Source organism: Neoroseomonas eburnea, assembly GCF_018129005.1.
GTDB classification, from domain to species: Bacteria; Pseudomonadota; Alphaproteobacteria; order Acetobacterales; family Acetobacteraceae; genus Neoroseomonas; species Neoroseomonas eburnea.
This window is the reverse complement of sequence record NZ_JAAEDL010000048.1, coordinates 1-23130: the sequence shown is the minus strand read 5'-3', so window position 1 is coordinate 23130 and position 23130 is coordinate 1. Positions and strand designations below refer to the sequence as shown.

At 70.2% G+C, this 23130-nt stretch carries 23 protein-coding genes; 9 read left to right on the top strand and 14 right to left on the bottom strand.

The annotated features are described in order from the left end of the window. Positions 1-508 precede the first annotated feature (508 nt). From GXW74_RS26160 to GXW74_RS26150, 3 genes are all read right to left on the bottom strand, one after another. Positions 509-1048: a hypothetical protein gene (locus tag GXW74_RS26160; protein ID WP_211849670.1), complete on the bottom strand. Its 540-nt coding sequence runs from the start codon at positions 1046-1048 to the stop codon at positions 509-511. A gap of 102 nt (positions 1049-1150) precedes the next feature. Continuing rightward, positions 1151-2083, bottom strand: coding sequence for a DUF2493 domain-containing protein (locus tag GXW74_RS26155; RefSeq protein WP_211849669.1), 933 nt, complete (start codon positions 2081-2083; stop codon positions 1151-1153). Between the two features lie 525 nt (positions 2084-2608). Continuing rightward, the gene (locus GXW74_RS26150; protein WP_211849666.1) at positions 2609-4621 is read right to left on the bottom strand and encodes a ParB/RepB/Spo0J family partition protein; all 2013 of its coding nucleotides are present in this window, start codon (positions 4619-4621) and stop codon (positions 2609-2611) included. A 747-nt stretch (positions 4622-5368) separates the two neighbouring features. On the opposite strand from GXW74_RS26150, the gene GXW74_RS26145 reads away from it, so the two are divergent. Further along, on the top strand, positions 5369-5767 hold the full coding sequence (locus GXW74_RS26145; protein WP_211849664.1) for an SMODS domain-containing nucleotidyltransferase: 399 nt from the start codon (positions 5369-5371) through the stop codon (positions 5765-5767). A gap of 385 nt (positions 5768-6152) precedes the next feature. Here the strand turns inward: GXW74_RS26145 and GXW74_RS26140 are convergent, their stop codons facing one another. The 6 genes from GXW74_RS26140 to GXW74_RS26115 all read right to left on the bottom strand — a co-directional run bounded on the left by GXW74_RS26140 (position 6153) and on the right by GXW74_RS26115 (position 10657). Continuing rightward, positions 6153-6473: a hypothetical protein gene (locus GXW74_RS26140; RefSeq protein WP_211849663.1), complete on the bottom strand. Its 321-nt coding sequence runs from the start codon at positions 6471-6473 to the stop codon at positions 6153-6155. Beyond that, complete coding sequence (locus GXW74_RS26135; RefSeq protein ID WP_211849661.1) at positions 6470-7510, bottom strand: ArdC family protein; 1041 nt, start codon at positions 7508-7510, stop codon at positions 6470-6472. The genes GXW74_RS26140 and GXW74_RS26135 overlap by 4 nt, the downstream gene beginning before the upstream one ends. 164 nt (positions 7511-7674) lie before the next feature. Then, positions 7675-7959 carry a helix-turn-helix domain-containing protein gene (locus GXW74_RS26130; protein ID WP_246524178.1) on the bottom strand — a complete coding sequence of 95 codons (285 nt, stop codon included), beginning with the start codon at positions 7957-7959 and terminating at the stop codon, positions 7675-7677. Next, positions 7952-9346: a site-specific integrase gene (locus tag GXW74_RS26125; RefSeq protein WP_211849659.1), complete on the bottom strand. Its 1395-nt coding sequence runs from the start codon at positions 9344-9346 to the stop codon at positions 7952-7954. Before GXW74_RS26125 ends, GXW74_RS26130 begins: the two co-directional genes overlap by 8 nt. A 469-nt stretch (positions 9347-9815) precedes the next feature. Beyond that, positions 9816-10262, bottom strand: a complete 447-nt coding sequence (locus GXW74_RS26120) for a hypothetical protein (protein WP_211849657.1) — start codon at positions 10260-10262, stop codon at positions 9816-9818. Further along, positions 10259-10657 carry a VOC family protein gene (locus GXW74_RS26115; RefSeq protein WP_211849656.1) on the bottom strand — a complete coding sequence of 133 codons (399 nt, stop codon included), beginning with the start codon at positions 10655-10657 and terminating at the stop codon, positions 10259-10261. The genes GXW74_RS26120 and GXW74_RS26115 overlap by 4 nt, the downstream gene beginning before the upstream one ends. A gap of 294 nt (positions 10658-10951) precedes the next feature. Between GXW74_RS26115 and GXW74_RS26110 the strand changes: the two genes are divergently transcribed. The 8 genes from GXW74_RS26110 (at position 10952) to ctrA (ending at position 18041) form a co-directional block, all read left to right on the top strand. Further along, complete coding sequence (locus tag GXW74_RS26110; protein WP_211849654.1) at positions 10952-11233, top strand: acyl carrier protein; 282 nt, start codon at positions 10952-10954, stop codon at positions 11231-11233. A 29-nt stretch (positions 11234-11262) separates the two neighbouring features. Continuing rightward, positions 11263-11709 (top strand): 3-hydroxyacyl-ACP dehydratase FabZ family protein, encoded by a 447-nt coding sequence (locus GXW74_RS26105; protein WP_211849652.1) that lies wholly within the window; start codon positions 11263-11265, stop codon positions 11707-11709. After that, positions 11706-12881: a beta-ketoacyl-ACP synthase gene (locus GXW74_RS26100; protein WP_211849650.1), complete on the top strand. Its 1176-nt coding sequence runs from the start codon at positions 11706-11708 to the stop codon at positions 12879-12881. The genes GXW74_RS26105 and GXW74_RS26100 overlap by 4 nt, the downstream gene beginning before the upstream one ends. Continuing rightward, positions 12878-14143: a beta-ketoacyl synthase N-terminal-like domain-containing protein gene (locus GXW74_RS26095; protein WP_211849648.1), complete on the top strand. Its 1266-nt coding sequence runs from the start codon at positions 12878-12880 to the stop codon at positions 14141-14143. Before GXW74_RS26100 ends, GXW74_RS26095 begins: the two co-directional genes overlap by 4 nt. 161 nt (positions 14144-14304) lie before the next feature. Next, the gene (locus GXW74_RS26090) at positions 14305-15327 is read left to right on the top strand and encodes a zinc-binding dehydrogenase (RefSeq protein ID WP_211849646.1); all 1023 of its coding nucleotides are present in this window, start codon (positions 14305-14307) and stop codon (positions 15325-15327) included. Continuing rightward, the gene (locus GXW74_RS26085; protein WP_211849644.1) at positions 15314-16222 is read left to right on the top strand and encodes a lipid A biosynthesis lauroyl acyltransferase; all 909 of its coding nucleotides are present in this window, start codon (positions 15314-15316) and stop codon (positions 16220-16222) included. Before GXW74_RS26090 ends, GXW74_RS26085 begins: the two co-directional genes overlap by 14 nt. Positions 16223-16255: 33 nt before the next feature. After that, the gene (locus tag GXW74_RS26080; protein WP_246524176.1) at positions 16256-17146 is read left to right on the top strand and encodes an alpha/beta fold hydrolase; all 891 of its coding nucleotides are present in this window, start codon (positions 16256-16258) and stop codon (positions 17144-17146) included. Positions 17147-17288: 142 nt separating this feature from the next. Then, positions 17289-18041 (top strand): response regulator transcription factor CtrA, encoded by a 753-nt coding sequence (gene ctrA, locus GXW74_RS26075; RefSeq protein WP_211849643.1) that lies wholly within the window; start codon positions 17289-17291, stop codon positions 18039-18041. An 85-nt stretch (positions 18042-18126) separates the two neighbouring features. Here ctrA and GXW74_RS26070 read toward each other — a convergent pair whose 3' ends face one another. The 5 genes from GXW74_RS26070 to GXW74_RS26050 form a co-directional block, all read right to left on the bottom strand. Next, entirely contained in the window at positions 18127-18954 is an 828-nt protein-coding gene (locus GXW74_RS26070) for a CheR family methyltransferase (protein WP_211849642.1), read from the bottom strand. Further along, positions 18951-20036, bottom strand: a complete 1086-nt coding sequence (gene cheB / locus GXW74_RS26065) for a chemotaxis-specific protein-glutamate methyltransferase CheB (RefSeq protein WP_272877370.1) — start codon at positions 20034-20036, stop codon at positions 18951-18953. Before cheB ends, GXW74_RS26070 begins: the two co-directional genes overlap by 4 nt. After that, positions 20033-20416 carry a response regulator gene (locus GXW74_RS26060; RefSeq protein ID WP_211849641.1) on the bottom strand — a complete coding sequence of 128 codons (384 nt, stop codon included), beginning with the start codon at positions 20414-20416 and terminating at the stop codon, positions 20033-20035. Before GXW74_RS26060 ends, cheB begins: the two co-directional genes overlap by 4 nt. A gap of 11 nt (positions 20417-20427) precedes the next feature. After that, complete coding sequence (locus tag GXW74_RS26055) at positions 20428-20919, bottom strand: chemotaxis protein CheW (protein ID WP_211849640.1); 492 nt, start codon at positions 20917-20919, stop codon at positions 20428-20430. A 15-nt stretch (positions 20920-20934) separates the two neighbouring features. After that, a partial coding sequence (locus tag GXW74_RS26050; protein ID WP_272877369.1) for a hybrid sensor histidine kinase/response regulator occupies positions 20935-23130 on the bottom strand: 2196 nt, incomplete at its 5' end.

Genomic DNA, 23130 nt, shown 5'->3' with positions numbered 1-23130 from the left:
CAATGACACCCGCCGCACCTGAGCAGGTCGCCGGTCCGCCCTCATAGGATCTCGATGGCGATCGTCCGGCCGGGGGCGGGCGCCGACGCACTCCTCAGGAGCCGCAGCGCAGCGGAGGACGGGGCTGGGAGACTTTCTTGCCTCGCGAGGAATGGCCCACCCGGGGTCCCCGCGCGGCTTGCCGCGTGGGGTGGGTTGCCAGGGGAAGAAAGTCGCACCGGCGCCGTTGCGGCCGAGGCGCCCGAGGCGTCAGCCGTCCCGCGGCCAGATCAGGCCATCCGAGGCAGCGTGGCAGCGCGACACCGGACGGACCACGGAGACAGCAGGCGACGGTCGCCACGCCCGACACAAGGGCGATGGACCAGGCATCGCGGTCACGGCGCCCAAGGCGTGCACAAGGGAGGATCCGGCCGGAACGGGGAAGGCGAGATGCTTATCCTGTGGCGCATCTTGCCGGCTGTACGGGTCGCGGCGCGGATGTTCGCGACGAGGGCCGCCCTCCTTCGGCTCAGCCGCGCGATCCCGATAACGGCGCGGGCAGGCGTGCCGTTGAGCGGGCTGGCAGGCGAGGCTGATCCGGTTCCGCCCCTTCGGCGAACTCCGCGTCAGGACGGCCAGCGGTGACCTGCCTCGGCTGGGCGCCGGCGCCCGCGAACGCAGCCAGCTGCACTGCCGCGGAGACACCCACGGCCAGGCCGCCTATCGCCGCGAAGACGTGCCGCCAGGCCTCCGACGGCACGAGCAGCGCCGAGATCCCGAGCACCGCGTGGTAGCCGGCAACGGCTGCCGGTGCGGCGAACAGCAGCGCGATGACGGCCCTCAGGGCGAGTGAGCGCACCGAGGCGAAGAGCAGCTGCGCGGCGAACAGCGCGATCACGCCCGCGACGAGGCCGACCACCACGGCGCCGATCACGCCCGCGCCCGTCTCGAACGCCCACATGCCGACCGTCAGCCCGACGAGGAACGGCACGGCGTAGATGGCGAGCGTGAACAGCAGCACGAGCATCGTGCCGAGGCCGAACAGGCTGACGATGACACCCAGCGTCATGCGACCCTCCCCGGTCGAGGCGCGATGATGCGCTGCGATTGTAGCGGATCGCGGGCGCGCAGCGGTTCGCCTTTGCGCGAGCGCATCGTCGTGCGGGCGGCGCTACCCGCCGCCCCGGCGGAAGTCGAAGAGCGGGATGCCAAGCCGCTTCGCCTTGTCGGCCAGGTTGTCGGTGACGCCCGAGCCGGAGAAGACGATGACACCGATCGGCAGCGTCTCGAGCAGCGCGTCGTTGCGCTTGAAGGGCGCGGCCTTGGCGTGGCGGTGCCAGTCCGGCCTGAAGACGATCTGCGGCACCTTGCGCTGCTCAGCCCAGCAGGCGGCGATGCGCTCGGCGCCCTTCGGCGTACCGCCATGCAGCAGCACCATTTCGGGGTGCTTTGCATGCACGCGGTCGAGCGCGGCCCAGATGCGCTGGTGGTCGTTGCATTCGACGCCGCCGGCGAAGGCGATGCGCACGCCCGGGGGCAGAAGAGGCTCGGTCTCGGCGCGGCGCCTGGCGGCGAGGAAGTCGCGGCTGTCGATCATCGCCGCGGTCATCGTGCGGCGGCTGACCATCGATCCCGCGCGCGGGCGCCAGGCAGAGCCGGTGTGGTGCTCGAAGTGCTCGGCGGCGGCATCGCGGAGGAACTCAAAGGCGTTGCGGCGTTCGATCAGCGTGAGGCCCTGGGCGAGGAGGCGTTCCAATTCGACGGAGCGGACCTCGGAGCCGTCCTGCTCGCGCTGGGAGCGCTGCTGCGCGGCCTCGTTGGTGTCGAGTTCACGGCAGATGCGGTCGATGCCGCGATGGAAAAGGTTGACCAACGACCAGAGCAGGTCGGGCAGATCGGGCTCGAGGCGCGTCTCGCCGAGGCTGGCGACCAGTGCGTCGAAGATGTCGGCGACGGCGCCGGAGAGGCGGTCGGGATCGGGCAGTGGCCGCGGGTCGGGCTCGTCGGCGAAGGGGCGGTAGCCGTGGAGCTGGAGCTCGTCGAGCAGGTGCGCGGTGGCGGAGGCGGCGTGGGTGGGTTCGGCGTCGTCGAAGCGGTCGGTCATGGCCGGGTCCTCGCTGTCACGGGCCGCGCCCATCGCGGCCTTCGTGGCGATCACCCGGCCGGGGGCGGGACGGACCGGCACCCGCAGGCGAAGCCGGAGGGCCGCAGCGCAGCGGAGGACGGCGACGCGCGGCTTTCTTGCCTCGCGAGGAAGCGGCCCCGTCAGGGCCGCGGGGAAGAAAGCTGCGCGACGGCGTTGCGGGGAGGGTTCGGCTCCGGCCCGATCGCCGGAGAGAAGGGCGCGGATGCAGTAACCTGCGGGGAGTGCTGGTTCACGCGCAAGACGCGATCGACAGACTGCCGGCGTCCAAGGGACTGAGCGTACACCTTCATCGTATGGCGGTCCGTCCTGACCGGGAGCAGTGGGTTCGCTGCTGGGTTCGAGACAGGCGGCAGCGGGCGCGATCTGGGCAAGTAGCCGGCTACGTCGCACTGCGCGAATTGCTCATGGTGTGCCGCGAGCACAGCGAGGTGCCCGCACATGTCAGGCCCTTCACGCCAAGGATGGACATAGTAACGGAAGTCGTCAGCGTTTCGGCCACCGGCTGCTGGTCGGGTAGCCGAACGCGAAGAAGAAGTGCGAGACGCGAATGTAGCTGTGCACGGGGGCCAATCTGGCGTCGCGCTCGTGGTCGGTGTCGAAATCGGCGCCGGAGAACAACACGGACGGCCGGGCATAAGGCAAGCCCGACGCCGCCGGACGCAGACGGAGGAGCGTCGCCAGAGCCGCATCACTTAAGGCGTCGCGGATGCCGGGAACTACCTCAGCTTCGGGATCTAGAAGGATCCCCACCATCGCGGCCACGGCTTGGCGTCGGCTGTAAATGCCAGTGACGAACCGTCCGAGACCCCGGTCTCGCAGATAGTGATCGCGGTGGCTCTTCTGCCGACCGAGGCGCTTGTCGGCGTCGAAGCCGGCGAGGACTGGCCACAGTTCGCCAAGCTCCGTCGGCATCTGCGCCAGCCAGCGCGCGTGGCGGGCCTCGATGGCGCGTGCCGAGGCGGTGTCGGCGAGGCCCGGCGCCTGGGCGGAGAACAGCGCGCTCTTCGGCTCGATCTCAAGGCAGGAGTCGAGGCCGTAGCGGTAGAACAGGCGCAGGCAGAGCGCGTGCAGCGCGGCGAGGAAGGCCGTCTGCGGATCGGCGGCGAGCGCATCGCGCAGCGCGAGGGTGCGGTGCGCGGTGAGCTCGGTCAGCAGCCGGTCGGGAAGCGGGCGGATGCCCTCGTCCTCCTCCGGCGGCGCGGTGGGCGGGGCGGCCGGGCCGGCGATGGGCTCGAACCTGGTCTCGCCCTCCGGCTCCGCACCTGCCTGGGGCTGGTCGGTCTCGACCTGCTCCTGCTCCGGATCGGCCGTGATCGGCGGTTCGTCCTCCGGCCTGACATAGCCGCGCTCGGCACGCAGCACGCCCGAGCCGTCGATGCTGACGAATACGCCGGCGCGCGCCATCTCGTCGGGATCGTAGGCGACGGGCCGGTCCTCGAATGCGGCCAGCGCCTCCTCGATCTCGGCCAGGCGCCGATCGGTCTCCTCCGGCACCTCGTCGGCCTCGGCGCATTCCTGCTCCAGCCGATCGAACTCGGCCTGGAGCGCATCGCGCCGCGCGGTCTCCTCCTCGGTCAGCGGCTGCGCTTCGCCGGAGAGGCGACGCAGGCCGTAGCTGTGGCCGTACGGGAAGTCGGGCGCGGTCTCGACCCAGCGCCAGCCCTCGGCGCGGATCGCCTCGGCCTCGCGCTCCAGCCGCTCGCGTGCGAGCCGGTCGAGCAGCCCGGCATCCTGCCACCAGCCGCCGTCGTCGGGCTGGAACAGGTCGCGCAGGATCAGCCCGCCCGCCGCCTCGTAGGCCTCGGCGCCAACGAAGCGCGCGCGCTTGTCGGAGGCGCGGACGGCGCCCTCGGTCAGCAGGCGGCGGATCTGGTAGGGCTCCTTCGTGTAGGAGCGCTGCAGCGCCTCCCACACCTGCTCCTGGCGCTCATGGTCGGGGCTGACCGTGAAGGCCATCAGCTGCTCGATCGTCATGCCGTCCTCGGCGTAGAGGTCGAGGAGGCGCGGCGACACGGCGGCGAGGCGCAGCCGCTGCCGGACGACGCCGACCGACACGAAGAAGGCTGCGGCGATCTCCTCCTCCGAGCGGCCGCGCTCGCGCAGGGCCTGGAAGGCGCGGAACTGGTCGAGCGGGTGCAGCGGGGCGCGCTGCACGTTCTCGGCCAGGCTGTCCTCCTCGGCGATGCCCTCGGTGCGGATGATGCAGGGGATCGGCGCGGTGCGGGCGAGGCGCTTCTGCTTCACCAGCAGTTCGAGCGCGCGGTAGCGGCGGCCGCCCGAGGGGACCTCGAATATGCCGGTCTCGCGGCCTTCCTCGTCCAGCACGGGGCGGACAGTGAGGCTCTGGAGCAGGGTGCGCCGGGCGATGTCCTCGGCCAGCTCCTCGACGGCGATGCCGGCCTTGATGCGGCGGACATTCGCCTGGCTGAGCACGAGGCGGTTGAAGGGGATGTCGCGCGAGGCGGAGAGCGCGACCTTCGGGGCGGACTTCGACATGGGGGTTCTCCATGACGGGCCGGCCGGGAGCCTCTCTCCCGACCCTTAACCCGTCACGAAGACCGCCTCGGCCCTCTCACTCTCTGCGCGCCGTTGGAGCCGCAGCGGGGAGGTTCCACACCTCTGCCCCGGCCGCGCGATAGGCATCCGCGACAGCCGCGAGCGGCGCGTAGGAACAGGCACCCCAGGGCGGCGGGCCGGCGGACTCGATGATCGCGACCATCCGGCCCGCGCATCGCGGGATCGTGGGTGACATCAAAGGCCAAGCCGCTCCTGTCGATCACCGCAAGGCCGGCGGCAAGCGTGGAACCCTAGTTTGTGCAAAATCGACGACCGTCTTCCTTGGGCGGAAAGCGGTAGTGAAGTGCTTTCCCTCTACGGTCCGGTCCACCTCCCTCACCGGACATCCAAACAGCGCAGCCGGCGTCATGTTTTTGGGGCGTAGTTTGGCTGAGCTCCCTGCATCGCTGCCTATGGCGAGCGCGGCCTCCAGGGCGACCCGGGCCGACCCGGACCGCATCCGCCTCACCACCGAGCTAATGATGGCCGCGGATTGTTCCGCCGACCGGGCGCGCGGACGTTCTCGCCAGGGATCAGATACCTCGCCGACTCGGTGCTCTATGGTAGATGCTACTTGGGGCCACGCTCCTCGCCGACGCCCTGGATCGAACGGCGGTATCGGACGCACGGCGAAGGCCAAACCGCGGCTACCGCCAAGAGCACTTTTTCAGCCCGAGGCTCCCCAGAATGGTTCCCCACGCGCGCTTTCTGGAACTGCTGCAGGACATTGAGCCGAGCGCCACCACAAAGGCCAACGCCGCCAGCGCCCACCGCGCGCTGCGGGATCATCTGTGGGCCGACAGTGAGTTCAAGGCGCTGATGGTCACGGACTTCCTCTCCGGCTCCTACAAGCGGGACACGGCGATCCGGCCCCGGAAGGTCGACGGCGTCGTGACCCGGCCCGACGTGGACACGATCGTGGTGACGAACCACCAGCCCACCGACGATCCGAAGGGGGTGGTGGACGCGCTGTTCTGGGCCGTGCGGCGCGGCTATTCGGACATCCGCAGACAGGCTCGGTCGGTCGGCATCGTGACGCCGCTGTCCTATCGCGGGTCCAGACGCGCCGTTTGGCGTGGACGATGATCCCGGCGTCCAAGAGCGCAGGTCCGAGCAATACTGCCGATGACGCCCTGTTCCAGAAGCAGAGACGGGCTATCCAAGAACCACGAGGGGCAGATGAACCGGTTACCGGGGCCTCAATGAGGGATGTCTCAGACTCTGAAGAGCCGCCGATCTTGGCCACCCGGGGGGGCCAATAACGGACGCATCGCCCCTGGGCACGACTTTGGCCTTTTTGTCGGGCCCAGGCCTGCTGATCTGTCGACGAACAAGTGTCGAGCGTGTTGACGGAACAGGGGCGCATCACGGCGCTGCCTTGGCGTTGCCGTCCGCCGACTCCCCATTCGCGGCAAGGGCAAGAGGGTAGTCGGTCGCCTTCGACGCGGGGCTCGCTGTGCGTCGGGGGGAGCTACGCCGCCGTGCGCTGCGAGGTGATCAACGCGCGGCATGCCTGTTCCGCGGCGTCCCAAGTGCGAGACGGTGACGCCAGTGGTCGAACCATCATGAGCGAGGGCATGACCGGGCCGTAGGGCGAGCACGACATCACGGCGAGCCAGCCGCCAAGACCCTGGGCGGCAAGCTGCCGCTCAACGTCGCGCACCTCGTCCTCCGTAGGGTCTACTGCCCGGCCGAGCGTAACGTACCGCCCATCCTCGCCGATCACGACCCAGCGTCGGTCGCTGGCGCCGTCAGGCTGCCGGTCGGGAAGGGTCGCATTGCGCTTCGTCATCGTTCGCAACCGCTCATGGCAGAAGGGTTCTCCGCGGTGAGCCGCTGGGTCAAGCCGAATTCCCCTCGTGGCGCTTCGATGTGCCCCACATCTGGGCTCGCGTTCACCCCTTCGCCATCGGGCGCAAAGGCGAGCAGGAAGTCAGCTGCCTTCGATGCAGCGCTCGCCGCGCGGACGATCGCGCGATTGTCCTCGCGCAGCACCTCCAGCCACGAGCCGATGTAGTCCGCGTGGCGCACCGTCGGCACAATGCCGAGCGCGGCGCAGGTGAACGCGGCGGTCATCTCGGCGACCAGTTCCTCCTGCGCGTACTTCTTGGAGGCGAACCTGTTCGCGATCTCCCGGCCCAAGCGCGCCGCGTGCCCCGTCCAGTGGCCGAGCTCATGCAGCGCGGTGCGGTGCCAGTCGATCGGCTGGAAATAAGCCTGCGGCGGCGGCACGCGGATGAAGTCGCCAAGCACGTCGTAGTAGGCGCGCTCGCCGCCGATGCGGAGATCGGCGCCCGAGGTCACAATCAGCGCCTGGACCCGCGGCTCGATGAGCGAGGTATCCGCGGGCGCCGCCGCCGCGGCGAGTTCGGGCGGCAGGCCGTCGCACTGCTCGACATTGAACACGGTGAAGCGCTTGAGGAAGTGGATCGCGCGGGCGTCCTTGCCCGTTTCCTGCGCGCGCTGGCGCTCCTCGCCGGGGATGAACCGATCGGCGTAGACGACGGTGGTGCCACGCTCGCCCTTGCGCACGCTGCCGCCGAGCGCGAGCGCCTGGCGGAAGGTGAGCCAGCTCTGGCCGGCGTAGCCGCGCTCGACGACGGCGCCCCAGAGGATGAGGACGTTGATCCCGGAGTAGCGACGGCCGGTCGATGCGTTCTTCGGCAGGGCGAGCGGCGCGGCCACACCGGAGGTTCCCCAGGGCTGCACCCAGGGCAGGCGTCCGGTCTCGAGTTCGGCGATGATCCTGTCGGTGATCTCGTCGTAGAGGTTCGCGCGGTCACCGAAGGCGCGGCCGCTCGGGGCCGGCCGCGTCGCGGAGTGGGTCATTGCGGTTCTCCATGACGGGCCGGCCGCGAGCCTCTCTCTCGGCCCCGAAACCCGTCACGGCGAAAGCCGCAGCGCTCTCACTCTTATTGGGCCATCGCCACGGCCAGCGCAGGCCTCAGCACTCCGCGCGTCGAAAGCGCACTGCAACGTGGAGGGAGGCAGCGTCAGTATCGCCGTGATCCGTCGCCCCGGGTTCGCTCATGGCGACGTGCGGCCGCCCAGGCATCGAGATCCCGCACCGCGTATCGGACATGCCGCCCGAATTTGTAGAAGGCCGGCCCGCCGCCGACGGAGCGGTAGCACTCGAGCGTGTGGGGAGTAAGCGCCAAGTGGCGGGCTGCGGCCTCCGTATCGACGAACGGGATCGGGCCAGCGTCCTTCTCCAGCACAGCGCGACGCATGATCTCGGCAGGCGGCCAGCGTCCGCCGGCATTGCGGCAGTCAGACATGGTCCGCCTCCTCCGATGCCGACTTCGTGTTCGGCGGAGCCGACCGATTTGGACCGCTGCGCTTTCGGAAGGGCCGGTAGTTCCGTAGCCCGGTGCGCACGTTGCTCGAACGTTCCTCCAAGCCATGTGGAACATCGGCTGACGCAGACACCTCTGCTTCAGGCGCGGGTGCGGCGGGTGCCTTGGTGTCTTCTGGCGGCGACAGAACAGCAGTCCCTGACACCACGCTGCGCCGATGCGCCGACACGACTTCCGCCGCCGCGCGGATGGGATCGTCTTCCGCGTGGACGTAGCGCATGAACATTGTCACCGTCTTGTGCGCTGTCAGCGCCATGCCGACCTTCAACGGAACGCCGGAGTTCGCGATGTCGGTCGCGGCGCGATGACGGATCGCGTGCGTGCCACAATGCTGCAGTCCGGCGCGTTCCAGGATGCGGGTCCATCCGTGCGTGTAGGTGTGGCCGGACATCGGTTTGGCCGGATCGAAGATCGACGGCACCACGTAAGGCGAGCCTTCGATCCGCGGTGCGCTGCGCAGAAGATCGATGGCTTCCGCGCTCAACGGCTTCGACATCCCACCGGTCTTGCTGTCCGGCCAAGCCACACGGCGGTTTGCGAAATCCACCCACTCCCATTGCAGGTCGAGGATCTCGGAGCGACGGGCCGCGAAGGCAAACTGCAGGCGGATTGCCAGTGTGAGGAACGGATGCTCGAGCCCCTCCGTGTCGGCACGGTCGAGATACGCGAACAGCATCCGCAACTCGTCATCGGTGATCAGCCGTGTGCGCCCCTTCTGCGGATACTTCGGGATGTGCCGCGTCGGGTTGGTTCCATCGGGTCGGTATCCCCAAACCTCGGCCATGCCGAACATCCTGCGCAGGCAGGCGAGCGTGTGGTTCGCGGCGGTAGGCGTTCGCTCCATGCCGGCGATCAGGCGCGCGACGTCGCTGCGTGTAACGTCCGGCACCTTGAGATGGCCCAGCCTCGGGATGATGTGGGCGTTGATGTTGACGCGGTTGCCGCGGACTGTGCTCGGCTTGTTGCGCGGGAGCGAGTAGTCGCTGATGAACCGCTGGCAGAGCTCCTTCACTGTCGGCGCGGCGCGCGCCACTGCGCGGTCGGCGCTGGGGTCGCTGCCGCGACGGACATCGGCAAGCCAGTCCTGCGCGATGCCACGCGCCTGCTCCACGGTCAGTTCGCCATAACGGCCGATCGCCGGCTTTCGCCGCTGGCCGTTCGCGGCGGTGTAGGCCAGCATGAAGATGCGGCGTCCTGACGGCGTGACCTTCAGCAGGAAGCCCGGCGTGACGGTGTCACGGATTTCGTAGTCCTTGGCTTCGGGCCTGGCACCGTCGACGACGGTCTTGGTGAGCTTGAGCTTGGGCATGGGACCTCCTTCGGGGGCCCGATCCCGGGTGCGGCATAGGTGCGGCGGGAGATCGGGCCCGGGCGTATGGCCGGCGGTCCGACTTTCGCTCCATGGCCCCAAAAGCCCAGTGTTTTCAGGGCGTAGTAGCGCAGAGGCAGGCAACCGGGTATGTTCGGCATAGCCCATCTGCGACGACTCAAAATCCGTTTCCGGCAACGGAGTGTCGGTTCGAAACCGACCACCCGCACCAGATCCCACCGGCGCGTCGGGTCGCCCCGAAGACGCGCGGGACCCCGGCGAACCGCTCCTGCTGGCGGCCGGCGCGCCCTGCGGCCTCATACCGGCGGCACGAGTTTGTGACTCGTGCCGAGGCCGCGAAAGCGGCCCGCCGGTGGTCCGGCGAAGCCAAGCAAACCGGAGGTTTGCGCCCGGCGCATGAGGGCACGAAACGGCCGATGCCAGCGGCCGCGAATAGCGGCCGTTGGTCTCAGTGCAGCCATCCCCGCCCTCGCCAGGCGCGCGCGGCCAGGACCTCCGCTACCGCGATCACCACGATGGCGAGCGGCAGCACGGCCATCCCCGGCCCCATGACCGACAGCGCGTCCGTCATGAGGAAGGGATAGGTGAACTGCACGACGACCGTCGCCAAGCCGACGACGAAGGCCGGCAGCGCCCACCCCCGACGCAGCAGCAGGCCGACCGCGCCCAGCGTCCCCGCCGCGACGGCAAGCCCGTAGGCCACCCACGCCCAACCCGGCATGCCGAACCAGAGGTCCCGCTGCGCCGGCGGCAGCGCCGCCACCGTCTCGGCGCCCATCGAGGCCTGCATCGCGAAGGCACCGACCCCGGCCAGGTTCCACAGCAGGGCCAGCACGGCGATCAGGCGGAACCATACCGGCGGGCGGATCGCGCCCCCGTTCTGCACGGCGCTCATGGGCAGTTCACCATCCAGGGCACGCCGAAGCGATCGACGCACATGCCGAAGCCCTGGGTCGACCAGAAGGTCGGCGCGAAGGGCATGTGAACCGTGCCGCCTTCCGACAGCGCGTCGAAGATCCGCTTGCCCTCCGCCCCCGTGTCCGGGTGCAGCGACACGCTGAAACCCTGCATCGGACGGAACATGCCCGGCGGCGCGTCCGAGCCCATGAGTTCCTGGCTCCCGGCCTTGAGCCGGGCATGGATGATCTTGCCGCGCCATTCGGGCGGCACATGCTCCGCGGCAGGCGTGCCCTCATGCGCCATCATCGCGGTGATCTCGCCGCCCAGGACCTTGACGTAGAACTGAAAGGCTTCCTCGCAGGTACCGTCGAAATGGAGGTAGGGGATCATCGGCGTCGGAGGCTCCCGGCTTGAGTGGTGCTTGATGGGGCCTGGAAAGCCCCTCCTCGCGGCCGGACCGCGCGGATCGCGGCCGGACCGCGCGGATCGCGGCCGGACAGCGGCAGTCCACGCTCTTTCGGCGCAACAGTCAACCAGATAGTTATGTGTTGTCTTGCGCAGTTCCGTCAGCGCCCAGGCGGGTCTGCGCCACGGCAGGGGGCGAATCTTGCCTTCCGCCCCCATTCGCGCGAAAGACGCCCCCCGATCCCCTTTCGACCCCTGATTCCGCACGGAGGGCCACCCATGGCCTCGTCCTTCGACCGCATCGCCGACATCATCGCCGAGAACAGCGAAGTGCCGCGCGAGAACATCCTGCCCGACAGCCACGTCATCAACGACCTCGGCATCGACAGCCTCGACTTCCTCGACATCGTCTTCGCCATCGACAAGGCCTTCGGCATCAAGGTGCCGGTCGAGGCCTGGACGCAGGAAGTCAACGCCGGCAATGCCCCGGCCGAGCAGTACTTCGTCATGAAGAACCTGGCCGCCCGCATCGACGAGCTGGTCGCCGCCAAGGCCGGCTGAGGCCGCGCCACGGCCGGGGAGTCCCCGCCTTGCGCCTTGAATATTTCCAGATGGTGGACCGGGTGGCCTCGCTCGACGGCGAGGCCATCGTCGTCGAAAGCACCATCCCCGAGGCTTCCCCGGTCTTCGAGGGCCACTTCCCCGGCTATCCGCTGATGCCCGGCGTGCTGCTGGTCGAGACCATGGCCCAGGCCTCCGGCTGGCTGCTTCTGAAGCTGATGGACTTCTCCCGCATGCCCTTCCTGATGGGCGTGAAGGAGGCGAAGTTCCGCTCCTTCGTCGGTCCCTCCACCCCCGTCACCGTCCATGCCAGGCGCATCCATGACGGCTCCGGCTACGCGGTGACGCAGGCGCGCATCGAAGCCGCCGGCAAGCGCATCTGCGATGCCGAGCTGACGCTGCGCATCATGGACTTCCCCGCCCCCGAACTCGCGGCCGCCATGCGCAGCCGCGGGAAGGAGCTCGGCCTCGCATGATCCGCCAGGACGTCGTCATCACCGGCATCGGCCTCGTCTCCTCGCTCGGCGAAGGCCCGGACACGCATTGGGACGTGCTGTCGCGGCCCGGTGCGAAGCCGGTGGTCGACGAAGCCGCCTTCGCCCCCTATCCGGTTCATCCGCTGCCGGCGCTCTCGCTCGACGCGCAGATCCCGAAGAAGGGCGACCAGCGGCAGATGGAGCCCTGGCAGCGCCTCGGCACCTATGCCGCAGGTCTTGCCATCGACCAGGCCGGCGCGCGCGGCCTGGTCGCCGACATGCACCTGATCGTCGCCGCCGGCGGCGGCGAGCGCGACATCGCGGTGGACGAGGCGGTGGCGACCGCCTTCTGCGCCACCCCGCCCGATGAGGCCGGCCCCGCGCTGAACGAAAAGCTCGCCACCGAACTGCGGCCGACGCTGTTCCTCGCGCAATTGTCCAACCTGCTCGCCGGCAATATCTCGATCGTGCATGGCGTGACCGGCTCCTCCCGCACCTTCATGGGCGAGGAATCGGCCGCCGCCGATGCGGTGCGCATCGCCGCCGCCCGGCTGTCCGAAGGCCGCGGCGGCATCGCGCTGGTAGGTGGCGCCTATGCCTCCCAGCGCTGGGACCTGCTGCTGCTCTATGGCGCGGGGGATGCGCTGTGGCGCGGGCCCTTCGCGCCGGTCTCGGCACGCAGCGGCGCGGGCGGCTTCGTCGGCGGGGCGCTCGGCGCCTTCCTGGTGCTGGAGACGGCGGAACACGCCGCCGCGCGCGGTGCGACGCCGCTCGCGAAGCTGGCCGGCGTGGCGACCGATGCGACGCATGGGCGCGCGGGAAGGTCGGCCGCGACGGCGCGGGCTCTGTGGCAGAAGCTCGGTGCGCCCAGGGACGGGCTCGGCGTGCTCTCCGGCATGACCGGCGTCGCCGAGGCACGGACCGAGGAGGAAGCCTTCCTGGCCAGCCTCGGCGACGCCGCGGTGCGGCGCACGGGCTCGCTGCTCGGCCACGGCGTCGAGGCCGCCTTCCCGGCCAATGTCGCGCTCGGCGCCCTGGCGCTGTCGCGCGGCGGCTTCTTCCCCGCCATGGATCCCGCCGACGCCGGAGACGGCCCGGTGGACCGCATCCTCGTCACCGGCTTCGGGCAATGGCGCGGCGAGGCACTCGCCCTTCTGGAGCGCGCGGCATGAAGGACCATCTCGGGCGCCCGCTCGTCGCGGTCACCGGCATCGGCCTCGTCACCCCTCTCGCCTGGGGGCGCGAGGCGAACTGGGCGGCGATCACGGCCGGCAAGTCCGGCATCTCCCGCATCCGCCGCTTCCCGGTGGACAAGCTGCGCACCACCATCGCCGGCACGGTGGAACTGCCCGAGGAAGCCGCAGGTGGTGAACCCGTCTCCTCCGCCGTGCGGGTCGAGCGCATGGCCGCCTCGGCGGTCGAGGAGGCGCTCAGCCAGGCCGCGCTCGGCGAGCCTGGCGCCTTCCCCGGCCCGCTGATGGTCGGCATGCCGCCGGTCGAACTCGAATGGCCGCAGCGTTTCGCGCTTGCCCGCCAGGCCAACGGCAATGGCGCCTATCCTGCCATCACCAAGGCCGCGACCGGCCGCGCCGACATCTACGAGACCTTCCTCTTCGGCGGCGTCGGCGAACGCCTCGCGGCCCGTTTCGGCACGCGCGGCGCCCCGATCGCGCTCACCACCGCCTGCGCCACCGGCGCCTCGGCCATCCAGATGGCGGTGGAGGCGATCCAGCGCGGCGAATCCGACGCGGCGATCGCGCTCGGCGCCGACGGCTCCGTGCAGCAGGAGGCGGTGATCCGCTTCTCCCTGCTCTCGGCCCTGACTGCGCGCAACGACGACCCCGAGGGGGCCTCCCGCCCCTTCGAGAAGAGGCGCGACGGCTTCGTGATGAGCGAGGGCGCGGCCGCGCTCGTGCTGGAAAGCCTCGAGCACGCGACGAAGCGCGGCGCCACGGTGCTGGGCATCGTCTCGGGTTGCGGCGAACGTGCCGATTCCTTCCATCGCACGCGGTCCAACCCGGACGGGCATGCGATCATCGGCGCGATGCGCAACGCCATCGCCGATGCGGGGCTTGCCCCGGGCGACATCGGCTATGTCAATGCGCACGGCACCAGCACGCCCGAGAACGACAAGATGGAAACGCTCGGCATGCGCGCCGTCTTCGGTGACGCGCCGCCGCCGATCTCGTCCAACAAGTCGATGATCGGGCACACGCTGTCCGCCGCCGGGGCGATCGAGGCGGCGCTGTCCCTGCTGACGATCCGCGACCAGATCCTGCCGCCGACGATCAACCACCACGAGCCGGATCCGACGATCACGCTCGATGTGGTGCCGAATGTCGCGCGGAAGGTGAGCGGGCTTCGCCATGTGCTGTCGAATTCCTTCGGGTTCGGCGGGCAGAATGTGTGCCTCGTGGTGAGCGCGGCGCCCTGAGTTTGGTTTGAAGGTCGGGGGAGGAGAACCTCCCCCGAACCCCCTCCCTTCTTTGGCTTTTTGGCACCGGCCTTTGCGGTCGGTTCCCGAATGACAAGGAAGGTTGAGGGGGGTTCGGGGGGAGAAGTTCTCTTCTCCCCCCGATTTCAGGAGATGCCTTGATGCGTGCCCTGCGCCTGCATGCCGACCGCGACCTGCGCCTCGAGGAGGTGCCCCCGCCGCCCCCGCCCGCCCCCGGCGAGGTGACGCTGCGCATCCATGCTGTCGCGCTGAACCACATCGACGTCTGGGGCTTCCGCGGCATGGCCTTCGCCAAGCGCGAGATGCCGCTGACCGTCGGCGCCGAAGCGGTCGGCGAGGTCGTCGCCGTCGGCGCGGGCGTGACGAACTGGAAGGTCGGCGACCGCGCCGCCCCCTATGGCGCGCTGACCTGCGGCAAGTGCCGGCGCTGCCTCGCGGGCCAGGACAACCTCTGCGAGGACGTCCGCGGCGTGAAGGGCTTCCATGTCGGCGGCTTCGCCTGCGAGCTGGTGAACCAGGAAGCGCGCCTGCTGGTGCGCGTGCCGGAGGGCATCTCCTGGGAGGACGCGGCCTGCGGCCCGATCACCTTCTCCACTGTCGAGCACATGCTGTTCGACAATGCGAAGCTCGAACCCGGCGAGACCATCCTGGTGCATGCTGCGGGGTCGGGCATCGGCACGGTGGCGGTGAAGATCGCCAAGGAGATGGGCTGCACCGTCATCGCCACCGCCGGCGACGACGAGAAATGCGCCAAGGCCCGCGCGCTCGGCGCCGACCATGTGGTGAACTACACGACGCAGAATTTCCCGACAGTGGCCCGGCGCGTGACCGGCAAGGTCGGCGTGGACGTGGTGTTCGAGCATGTCGGCGCCTCGACCTGGGCGGGCAGCCTCCTGTCGCTGCGCATGGGCGGGCGGCTGGTGACCTGCGGGTCCACCTCGGGCGTTTCGGCCGAAACCAACCTGATGATGCTGTTCCAGCGCCAGCTTCGCATCTTCGGGTCCTTCGGCGCCTCGATGCGCAACATCGCCGACGGCTACGCGAAGATGGCGCGCGGCATCCTGCCGGTGCTCGACACGGTGCTGCCGGTGGAACGCTTCACGGAAGGGCTCGACCGGCTGGAGAGCCGGCGCGTCTTCGGGAAGATCGTTGTTACGCTTTAAGTACCGGCTCTGGCGTGCCGCGGATGCGCTGTTCGGATTTGTGGTCCGCGGCGCCTTCGCGTTGCTGCGCCTGCTCGGGCCGGATTTCGGCCCCCGGCTGGGGGCCTTTCTCGCCCGCAATCTCGGTCCGCTGACCAGCGCCAACCGCATCGGGCGGGAGAACATCGCCGGCGCCTTCCCGGAGAAGGGCGAGGCGGAGCGCGCCGCCATCCTGCGCGAGGCGTGGGACAATCTCGGCCGCGTCGCCTGCGAGTACGTACACATGGACCGCATCTGGGATTTCGACCTTGAGCGTCCCGAGGCCGGGCACATCACCGCCAGCCCGGAAACCATCGCGCTGTACAACCGGCTGCGCGACGACGGGAAGCCGGCGATCGTCTTCTCGGCGCATCTCGCGAACTGGGAATTGCCGGCGATCGCCGCGGCGAAGCACGGCATCGAAAGCGCGGTGCTCTATCGCACGCCGAACAGCCCGGCGGTGGCGAAGGAAATCCTGCGCCTGCGCCAGGACAGCATGGGCACGCTGGTTGCCGCAGGCATGTCCGCACCCTTCAAGCTGGCCAAGGCACTTGAGCGCGGGCGGCACATCGGCATGCTGGTGGACCAGCGCTTCGGGCGTGGGCCGCGGATCGAATTCCTCGGCCGGCCCGCCTTCGCGAACCCGCTGCTGGCGCAGCTTGCGCGGCGCTTCGACTGCCCGGTGCATGGCGCGCGCGCCATCCGCCTGCCAGGCGGCCGCTTCCGGCTGGAACTGACGGAGGAGATCGCCCTGCCGCGCGACGCGGAGGGTCTGATCGACGTCGGAGGCGCCACCCAGGCGATGAACGACGTCATCGCCGGCTGGGTGCGCGAACACCCGGGACAGTGGCTCTGGATGCACCGCCGCTGGCGATAGAGGATCGTGCCCGTCAGCGAAGGGAGCGCGCGCATGCCCCATGTCATGGTCACCGCCGGGGCGCTGGACGTCGCGGTGGAGTTGCATGGGCCGCGGGATGGCCAGCCGGCCGTCCTGCTGCACGGCTTCCCTGACGACGTACGCACCTGGGACGGCGTCGTGCCGCCCCTCGCTGCGGCCGGCTTTCGCGTGGTGGTGCCGTATCTGCGGGGCTATGGCCCCACCCGCTATCGCGACCCGGCCACCCTGCGCTCCGGCCAGCAGGCCGCACTGGGGGCGGACCTGCTGGCGCTGATGGACGCGCTCGGCATCGGCCGCGCGCTGCTCGCCGGCTATGACTGGGGCGGACGGGCCGCCTGCATCGTCGCGGCGCTGTGGCCGGACCGCGTGCGCGGGTTGGTGTCGGCCACCGGCTACAACATCCAGGACATTGGCGGCTCGATCCGCCCGGCGGCGCCCGAGCGGGAACTCAGCTACTGGTACCAATGGTACCTTCACACCGAACGGGGCGTGGCCGGACTCGAGACCGGGCGCGCGGCATTCTGTCGTCTGCTCTGGCGCCTGTGGTCGCCCACCTACCCCTTGACCGAGGCGGAATACGCCCTGACCGCTGCGAGCTTCGACAACCCCGATTTCGTGGCGACCGTGGTGCACTCCTATCGCCACCGGCATCGGGCGGCACCGGGCGATCCGGCGCTGGAGGACATCGAGGCCCGCCTGGCACGGCGGCCGCGCATCGCGGTGCCCACTATCGTGCTGCATGGGGCCGAGGACGGGGTGGACCCGCCGGCCAACAGCGAAGGCTGCGCGCTTCACTTCACCGGCCCCTTCCGGCGGGAGGTTGTCGCCGGCGTGGGGCATTTCATGCCGCGCGAGGCACCACAACCCTGGGTAGCTTCCCTCCAGGAGCTCTCGGTGAGATAAGAACGCCAACATGTCGTTTTTCCTGAGAATTATATCATCTGGAATGTTTACGTTTTTTTCTTGAGGCGAAAATATGATAAAACGCGCTTGAAAATGCACGCATAGGTGGTATTCTGTCCTCGCAGCGTGAGAGGGCAGCGGAATGCGTGTCTTGTTGGTCGAGGATGATCTCACAACCGCGCGGGGCATCACTTTGATGCTCAAGCAGGCGGGCATGATCGCGGACACTGCCGACACGGGTGAGGAGGCCGTCGAGCTGGCCCGCCTCTACGATTACGATATCGTGATCCTGGACCTCATGCTGCCGGACATCGACGGGTCCGAAGTGGTGCGTCGCCTGCGCGCCGCCCGCATCGAAACGCCGGTCCTCATCCTCTCCGGCGTCAGCCGCCCGCAGACCAAGGTGAAGGTTTTCGGCATGGGCGCCGACGACTTCATCACCAAGCCCTTCGACCAACACGAACTGGTTGCCAGGCTGCAGGCCATCGTCCGCCGCGCGAAGGGCTTCAGCCAGCCGACGCTGTCGGTCGGGCCGCTCAATCTCAACCTTGGCTCGCGGGAGGTTACGGTCGGGGGCCGCACCGTCCACCTGACGGGCAAGGAATACGCGATCCTGGAACTCCTCGCCCTGCGCAAGGGCGTGGTGATGACCAAGGAGGCCTTCCTCAACCACCTCTATGGCGGCATCGACGAGCCGGAGGTGAAGATCATCGACGTCTTCATCTGCAAGCTGCGGAAGAAGCTCGCCCAGGCAGGCGCGAGCGACCTCATCGGCACCGTCTGGGGTCGCGGCTACGTTCTGCGCGAACCCGCCGCGGCTCAGGGCACAGCGTGGCAGCCGGCCGCGCCCGCCACCGGACAGCCCGCCGAACTGGCAGACATGCACGCGGCCTGATTGCCGCATTGCCCTGGCCGGGCCCAGATGGCCCGGCCGCAAGCGAATCGGCTGCCCTCCCGCACGGTGCCGCAGCGCGGCCGCGTCAGCCCGCATGCGCTGCGGCCCTTGCCGGTTCGTAGACGCCGCGTTCGCCCGGCGCCGGCACCAGCCGGTCGGTCAGGCCGAGCACCGTCTCCGCGCCGCCGAGATAGACCACGCCATCCCTCGCGAGCATGCGCGAGAGCATCGCCAGTACCCGCGACTTGGTCGGCGAGTCGAAATAGATCAGCACGTTGCGGCAGAAGATGGCGTCGAAGCGGCCGAGGCCGCGTGCGTCGTCCAGCAGGTTGAACACCTGCCAGCGCGTCATGGCGCGCAGCTCCGGCGCCACCTGCCAGCGCTGCCCTTCCTGGCGGAAGTGCTTCACCAGCATCTGCACCGGCAGGCCGCGCTGCACCTCGAACTGGGTGAAGACCCCGTCGCGTGCGCGCTCCACCATCTCCCGCGACAGGTCGGTGCCGAGGATCTCGACGCGCCGACCGCCCAGCGCCGGGCCCAGCTCCGCCGCGACCATGGCGACCGAATAGGCCTCCTGCCCGGAGGAACAGGCCGCCGACCAGATGCGAATCGGCTGTCCCGCCGGTCGTGCGGCCGCCAGCGCCGGCAGCAGCTTCCGCAGATGCTCGAAGGGCTTGCCGTCGCGGAAGAAGGAGCTCTCGTTGGTGGTCAGCGCCTCGACCACCTCGGCCGCGAGAGCTTCCTCCCGCGGGGACCGCAGGCGCAGCGCCAGCGCATCGAGCCCCGTCAGGCCTTCCCGCCGCAGCATCGGGCCGAGCCGCGTCTCCAGCATGTAGCCCTTGTCCGCGGTCAGCACGATGCCCGACCGCGTCTTCACCAGCCCGGCGAGGAAGGAGAAGCTCTCGGGCGTCATGCGATGATCCTCTCGGCCGCCAGGGCGGCGATGCGCTCGGCCAACGCCTCGGGAGGCGCGAGCTGGGCCGCCAGCCCGGCGCGCGCGACGGCGCCGGGCATGCCCCAGACCACGGAGCTCGCCTCGTCCTGCGCCAGCACCGTGCCGCCAGCGGCGGTGACGGCGCGGCAGCCCTCCAGCCCGTCCTGCCCCATGCCGGTGAGGATCACCGCGAGCAGCTTCCCGCCGCAGGCCTGCACGACGCTGCGCAGCATCGGGTCGACGGCCGGGCGGCAGAAATTCACCGGAGGATCGGTGGTCAACCGCGCGCGCAGCCCGGCGGCCGTCGCCTCCACCAGCAGGTGCCGGTCGCCCGGCGCCAGGTGGATGCGGCCGGCGGACAATGCCTCCCCGTCCTGCGCCTCGGCGCAGCGGTTTGGACCGAGACGGTCGAGGTGTTCCGCCAGCATCGTCGTGAACCCGGCCGGCATGTGCTGCACCAGCACGACCGGCACGGGAAGGCGCGGCAGGCGCTTCACGAGGGTCGCCAGCGCCTGCGGCCCCCCGGTGGAACAGCCGATCGCCACCAGCGCCGGCCGCGCCCTGGAGGCCGGCGGCAGGGCGCGCGGCGGCGGCGTTGGCAGGCGCGGCGCCGGCGCCGTCCCTTCGCGCCGCTTCATCCGCGCCCAGCCGCGCACCTTCGCCAGCAATTCGGCCCGGAAGCCGGGGTCGGCCGCGCCACCGGCCGCGCCCTGTGGCTTGGGCACGTAGTCCGCCGCACCTGCCGCCAGCGCCGCGATCGCCGCCTTGGCGCCGCGCTGCGTCAGCGCGCTGGCCACGATCACCGCCGCCCGTGGCGCCGCCTTCAGGATCAGCGGCAGCGCCGTCATGCCGTCCATCACCGGCATCTCGAGGTCGAGCAGCACGACATCAGGCCGCGTCAGTGGCAGCGCCTCCAGCGCCGCCTGCCCGTTGCCCGCGCGATGCACGACGCGAATGCCGGGCTCGCCTTCGAGGATGCGCGCGAGGATGGCGCGCGTGGTGGCGCTGTCGTCGCACAGCATCACCCGCACTTCCTCCGCCGCCGGGGGCGGCACGGTCATGCCGCATCCTCCAGCAACCCGGCCTGGGTGAACTTGTCGCGGATGATCTCCGCGTCGAAGGGCTTCATCACGTATTCCTGGGCGCCGGCTTCCAGCGCCTGGACGATGCGCGCGAGTTCCGCCTCCGTCGTGCAGAGCACCACGCGCGGCCGCTCCGGCCCGAATTCCGCGCGCGCGGCGCGCAGGAATGTGATCCCGTCCATCACCGGCATGTTCCAATCGAGCAGCACGCCGTCGGGCAGGGATTCGCGGCAGGCATCCAATGCCTCCTGCCCATCCTTCGCCTCGCGCACCGTGAAGCCGAAACCCTCGATGATGCGGCGCGCGGCCTTGCGCACGACCAGGCTGTCGTCGACCACCAGGCAGGTCCGTTGCGCCATGGCGCCCTCCCTCAGCCGATCGCCAGCACGCGGTCGACGTCGAGTGCGATCACCAGCCGGTTCTCCTGCCGGTGCACGCCGCGGGAGACATCTCGCCAGCTCGCATCGAGGGTCGGTGGATTCGGCTCGAAGCCGGCGGCGGGCAGCGGCACCACCTCCCCGACCTCGTCCACCTGCAGGGAATAGAGCTCCGCCGCCTGCTCCACCACGACGCTCATCGGCGCCGCCCCGGACTCGCGCGGCGGCAGGCCGAGACGCAGCCGCAGATCGACCGCGGTCACGATGCGCCCGCGCAGGTTCAGGCTGCCCGCCACCTCGGCGGGCGCGAGCGGGATGCGCGTGATCGCCTGCGGCCCGAGCACGTCGCGCACCAGCAGCACGGGCACCGCGCAGCCCTGCCCGGCGACGGTCAGGGTGAGGAAGACCTCATCCTCCTCCCGTTCGGTCGAACCAGACGGCAGGCCCGCGCGCGGCGGTGCAGGGGACACGGCCTGATGTTGCATCGGCTCCCTCCTCCTTCAGGCCGCGAGCGGCGCGCCGAGGCAATCGCGCAGCGACTGCAACAGGGCCTCGCGGTCGTATTTCGCGACGTAGTCGGTGAAGCCGGCCTCGCGCCCGCGGGAGACATCGGCGGGATCGGCGCGGGAGGAGAGCGCGATCAGCGGCATCTCCGACCACGCACCGCCGGCGCGCAGCGCGCGGGCGAAGGCGAGCCCGTCCATCTCCGGCATCTCGATGTCGGAGACGACGGCATCGAATTCGGCCCCTTCCTCGCGCAGCCGGAGCGCGGCAACGGGCGTGTCCACCGCGGTCACGTCATACCCGTCGGCGGCGAGCGCCGGGACCACCAGATGCCGGAAGAAGGCGCTGTCCTCCACCAGCAGCAGGCGCGGCCGCGCGGCACCGGAGGCGGCCCCACGCGAGCCGCGGAACCAGTCATCCCCGGCCGAGGAGAGCCAGTAGGCGGTGTCGAGCACTTCCGTCACCTTGCCCGCGATCACCGCGCTGCCGATGAATCCCGGCCGGCCGGAGCCGGGCTGGATGTCGAGCCGCTCCTCGATCACGTCCAGGATCTCGTCGACCAGCAGCCCCATGGTGCGGTCGTTCTCGGTGAAGACGAGCACGGCCTGCCGCGCCGCGCCCGCCGGTCGCATCCAGCCGGGCGAGACCGCGACCAGCGGCATCAGCCCGCCGCGGTACTGCACCACGGGCGTCGCGCCCGACATCTCGATGCGCTCCGCCGGAATGTCCTCCAGCCGCGCCACCAGGCCGAGCGGCACCGCCTTCGGCGTCTCGTCCCCGGCGCGGAAGAGCAGCAGGGAGCTGCGCGCATCCGAACGCAGCGCGGCACTGGCGGCGACGTTGCGGCGGCGCTCCTCGGCCGGCGCGTCGGCGCCGACCCCGGTGGCGCGCGCGATCCCGTTGGGATCGAGGATCATGATGACGCTGCCGTCGCCGAGGATGGTGTTGCCGCTGAACATCGTCACGTGGCGCAGGATCGGCGCCACCGGCTTGACCACGATCTCCTCGGTGTCGAAGACGCGGTCGAGGATGATGCCGAAGGCCTGCCCGCCCACCTGCATCACCGCGACGAAGCCTTCCTGCGCCACCTCCTCCGCCGAGGCGAGGCGCAGCAGCCCGGCCAGCGAGACCAGCGGCAGCAGCCGGTCGCGCAGGCGCAGCACCGGCGTGTCCTTGATGCGCTCGATGCGCGGCGCGCCTTCCTGCCCGCCGCCGACGCGCACCAGCTCCACCACGCCGATCTGCGGCAGGGCGAAGCGCTCGCCGCCGGCCTCGACGATCAGCGCCGAGACGATGGCGAGCGTGAGCGGGATCTTGATCGTGAAGGTGGTGCCGCGGCCTTCCTTCGAGGCGAGTTCGACCGTGCCGCCGATCTTCTCGATGTTGGTCTTCACCACATCCATGCCGACGCCGCGGCCGGAGACCGAGGTGACCTGCTGGGCGGTGGAGAAGCCGGGCGCGAAGATGAAGCGCAACACGTCACGCTCGTGCATCTGCGCGAGCTCGGCTTCCGTCGCCAGTCCGTTCGCCAGCGCCTTGGCGCGGATCTTCTCGACCGGCAGGCCACGCCCGTCGTCGCCGATCTCGATGATGATGTGTCCGCCCTCATGGTAGGCATTCAGCAGGATGCGTCCGGTCTCAGGCTTGCCGGCGGCGCGGCGCTGCTCGGGCGTCTCCAGCCCGTGGTCGCCCGAATTGCGCACCATGTGCGTCAGCGGGTCGCGGATCAGTTCCAGCACCTGCCGGTCGAGCTCGGTCTGCGCGCCGCGCATGTCGAGCTCGATCTTCTTGCCCAGTTCATGCGCCAGGTCCCGCACCAGCCGAGGCAGCTTCGCCCAGGCATTGCCGATCGGCTGCATGCGAGTCTTCATCACCCCTTCCTGGAGGTCGGAGGTGATGTGGCTCAGCCGCTGCAGCGGCACGGCGAAGGCATCCGCCTGGTTGGCGCGGGCGAGCTGCAGGAGCTGGTTGCGGGTCAGCACCAGTTCGCTGACCAGCATCATCAGGTCCTCGAGCACGTCCACCGAGACGCGGATGGTCTGCGGCGCCGCGATGCCACCGGCGGCGCCCTCGGGATGGGCGTCGGGCGTCGCCGCGGCCGCCGGGGCCGGCGCGGCGGCGATGGGCGGTTCGGCGGCCGGCGCGGGGGCAGGCTCCACCTCCGCGGGCGTGGCGGCCACGGTCGCGGGCGC

What these genes read in the sequence shown, in the direction of transcription:
- ctrA (WP_211849643.1), top strand. Translation starts at nt 17,289, where the DNA reads ATGCGTGTCTTGTTGGTCGAGGATGATCTCACAACCGCGCGGGGCATC.
- GXW74_RS26140 (WP_211849663.1), bottom strand. Translation starts at nt 6,473, where the DNA reads ATGACGAAGCGCAATGCGACCCTTCCCGACCGGCAGCCTGACGGCGCC.
- GXW74_RS26155 (WP_211849669.1), bottom strand. Translation starts at nt 2,083, where the DNA reads ATGACCGACCGCTTCGACGACGCCGAACCCACCCACGCCGCCTCCGCC.
- GXW74_RS26080 (WP_246524176.1), top strand. Translation starts at nt 16,256, where the DNA reads ATGCCCCATGTCATGGTCACCGCCGGGGCGCTGGACGTCGCGGTGGAG.
- GXW74_RS26125 (WP_211849659.1), bottom strand. Translation starts at nt 9,346, where the DNA reads ATGCCCAAGCTCAAGCTCACCAAGACCGTCGTCGACGGTGCCAGGCCC.
- GXW74_RS26115 (WP_211849656.1), bottom strand. Translation starts at nt 10,657, where the DNA reads ATGATCCCCTACCTCCATTTCGACGGTACCTGCGAGGAAGCCTTTCAG.
- cheB (WP_272877370.1), bottom strand. Translation starts at nt 20,036, where the DNA reads ATGACCGTGCCGCCCCCGGCGGCGGAGGAAGTGCGGGTGATGCTGTGC.
- GXW74_RS26130 (WP_246524178.1), bottom strand. Translation starts at nt 7,959, where the DNA reads ATGTCTGACTGCCGCAATGCCGGCGGACGCTGGCCGCCTGCCGAGATC.
- GXW74_RS26110 (WP_211849654.1), top strand. Translation starts at nt 10,952, where the DNA reads ATGGCCTCGTCCTTCGACCGCATCGCCGACATCATCGCCGAGAACAGC.
- GXW74_RS26135 (WP_211849661.1), bottom strand. Translation starts at nt 7,510, where the DNA reads ATGACCCACTCCGCGACGCGGCCGGCCCCGAGCGGCCGCGCCTTCGGT.
- GXW74_RS26095 (WP_211849648.1), top strand. Translation starts at nt 12,878, where the DNA reads ATGAAGGACCATCTCGGGCGCCCGCTCGTCGCGGTCACCGGCATCGGC.
- GXW74_RS26100 (WP_211849650.1), top strand. Translation starts at nt 11,706, where the DNA reads ATGATCCGCCAGGACGTCGTCATCACCGGCATCGGCCTCGTCTCCTCG.
- GXW74_RS26060 (WP_211849641.1), bottom strand. Translation starts at nt 20,416, where the DNA reads ATGGCGCAACGGACCTGCCTGGTGGTCGACGACAGCCTGGTCGTGCGC.
- GXW74_RS26160 (WP_211849670.1), bottom strand. Translation starts at nt 1,048, where the DNA reads ATGACGCTGGGTGTCATCGTCAGCCTGTTCGGCCTCGGCACGATGCTC.
- GXW74_RS26055 (WP_211849640.1), bottom strand. Translation starts at nt 20,919, where the DNA reads ATGCAACATCAGGCCGTGTCCCCTGCACCGCCGCGCGCGGGCCTGCCG.
- GXW74_RS26150 (WP_211849666.1), bottom strand. Translation starts at nt 4,621, where the DNA reads ATGTCGAAGTCCGCCCCGAAGGTCGCGCTCTCCGCCTCGCGCGACATC.
- GXW74_RS26070 (WP_211849642.1), bottom strand. Translation starts at nt 18,954, where the DNA reads ATGACGCCCGAGAGCTTCTCCTTCCTCGCCGGGCTGGTGAAGACGCGG.
- GXW74_RS26145 (WP_211849664.1), top strand. Translation starts at nt 5,369, where the DNA reads ATGGTTCCCCACGCGCGCTTTCTGGAACTGCTGCAGGACATTGAGCCG.
- GXW74_RS26090 (WP_211849646.1), top strand. Translation starts at nt 14,305, where the DNA reads ATGCGTGCCCTGCGCCTGCATGCCGACCGCGACCTGCGCCTCGAGGAG.
- GXW74_RS26120 (WP_211849657.1), bottom strand. Translation starts at nt 10,262, where the DNA reads ATGAGCGCCGTGCAGAACGGGGGCGCGATCCGCCCGCCGGTATGGTTC.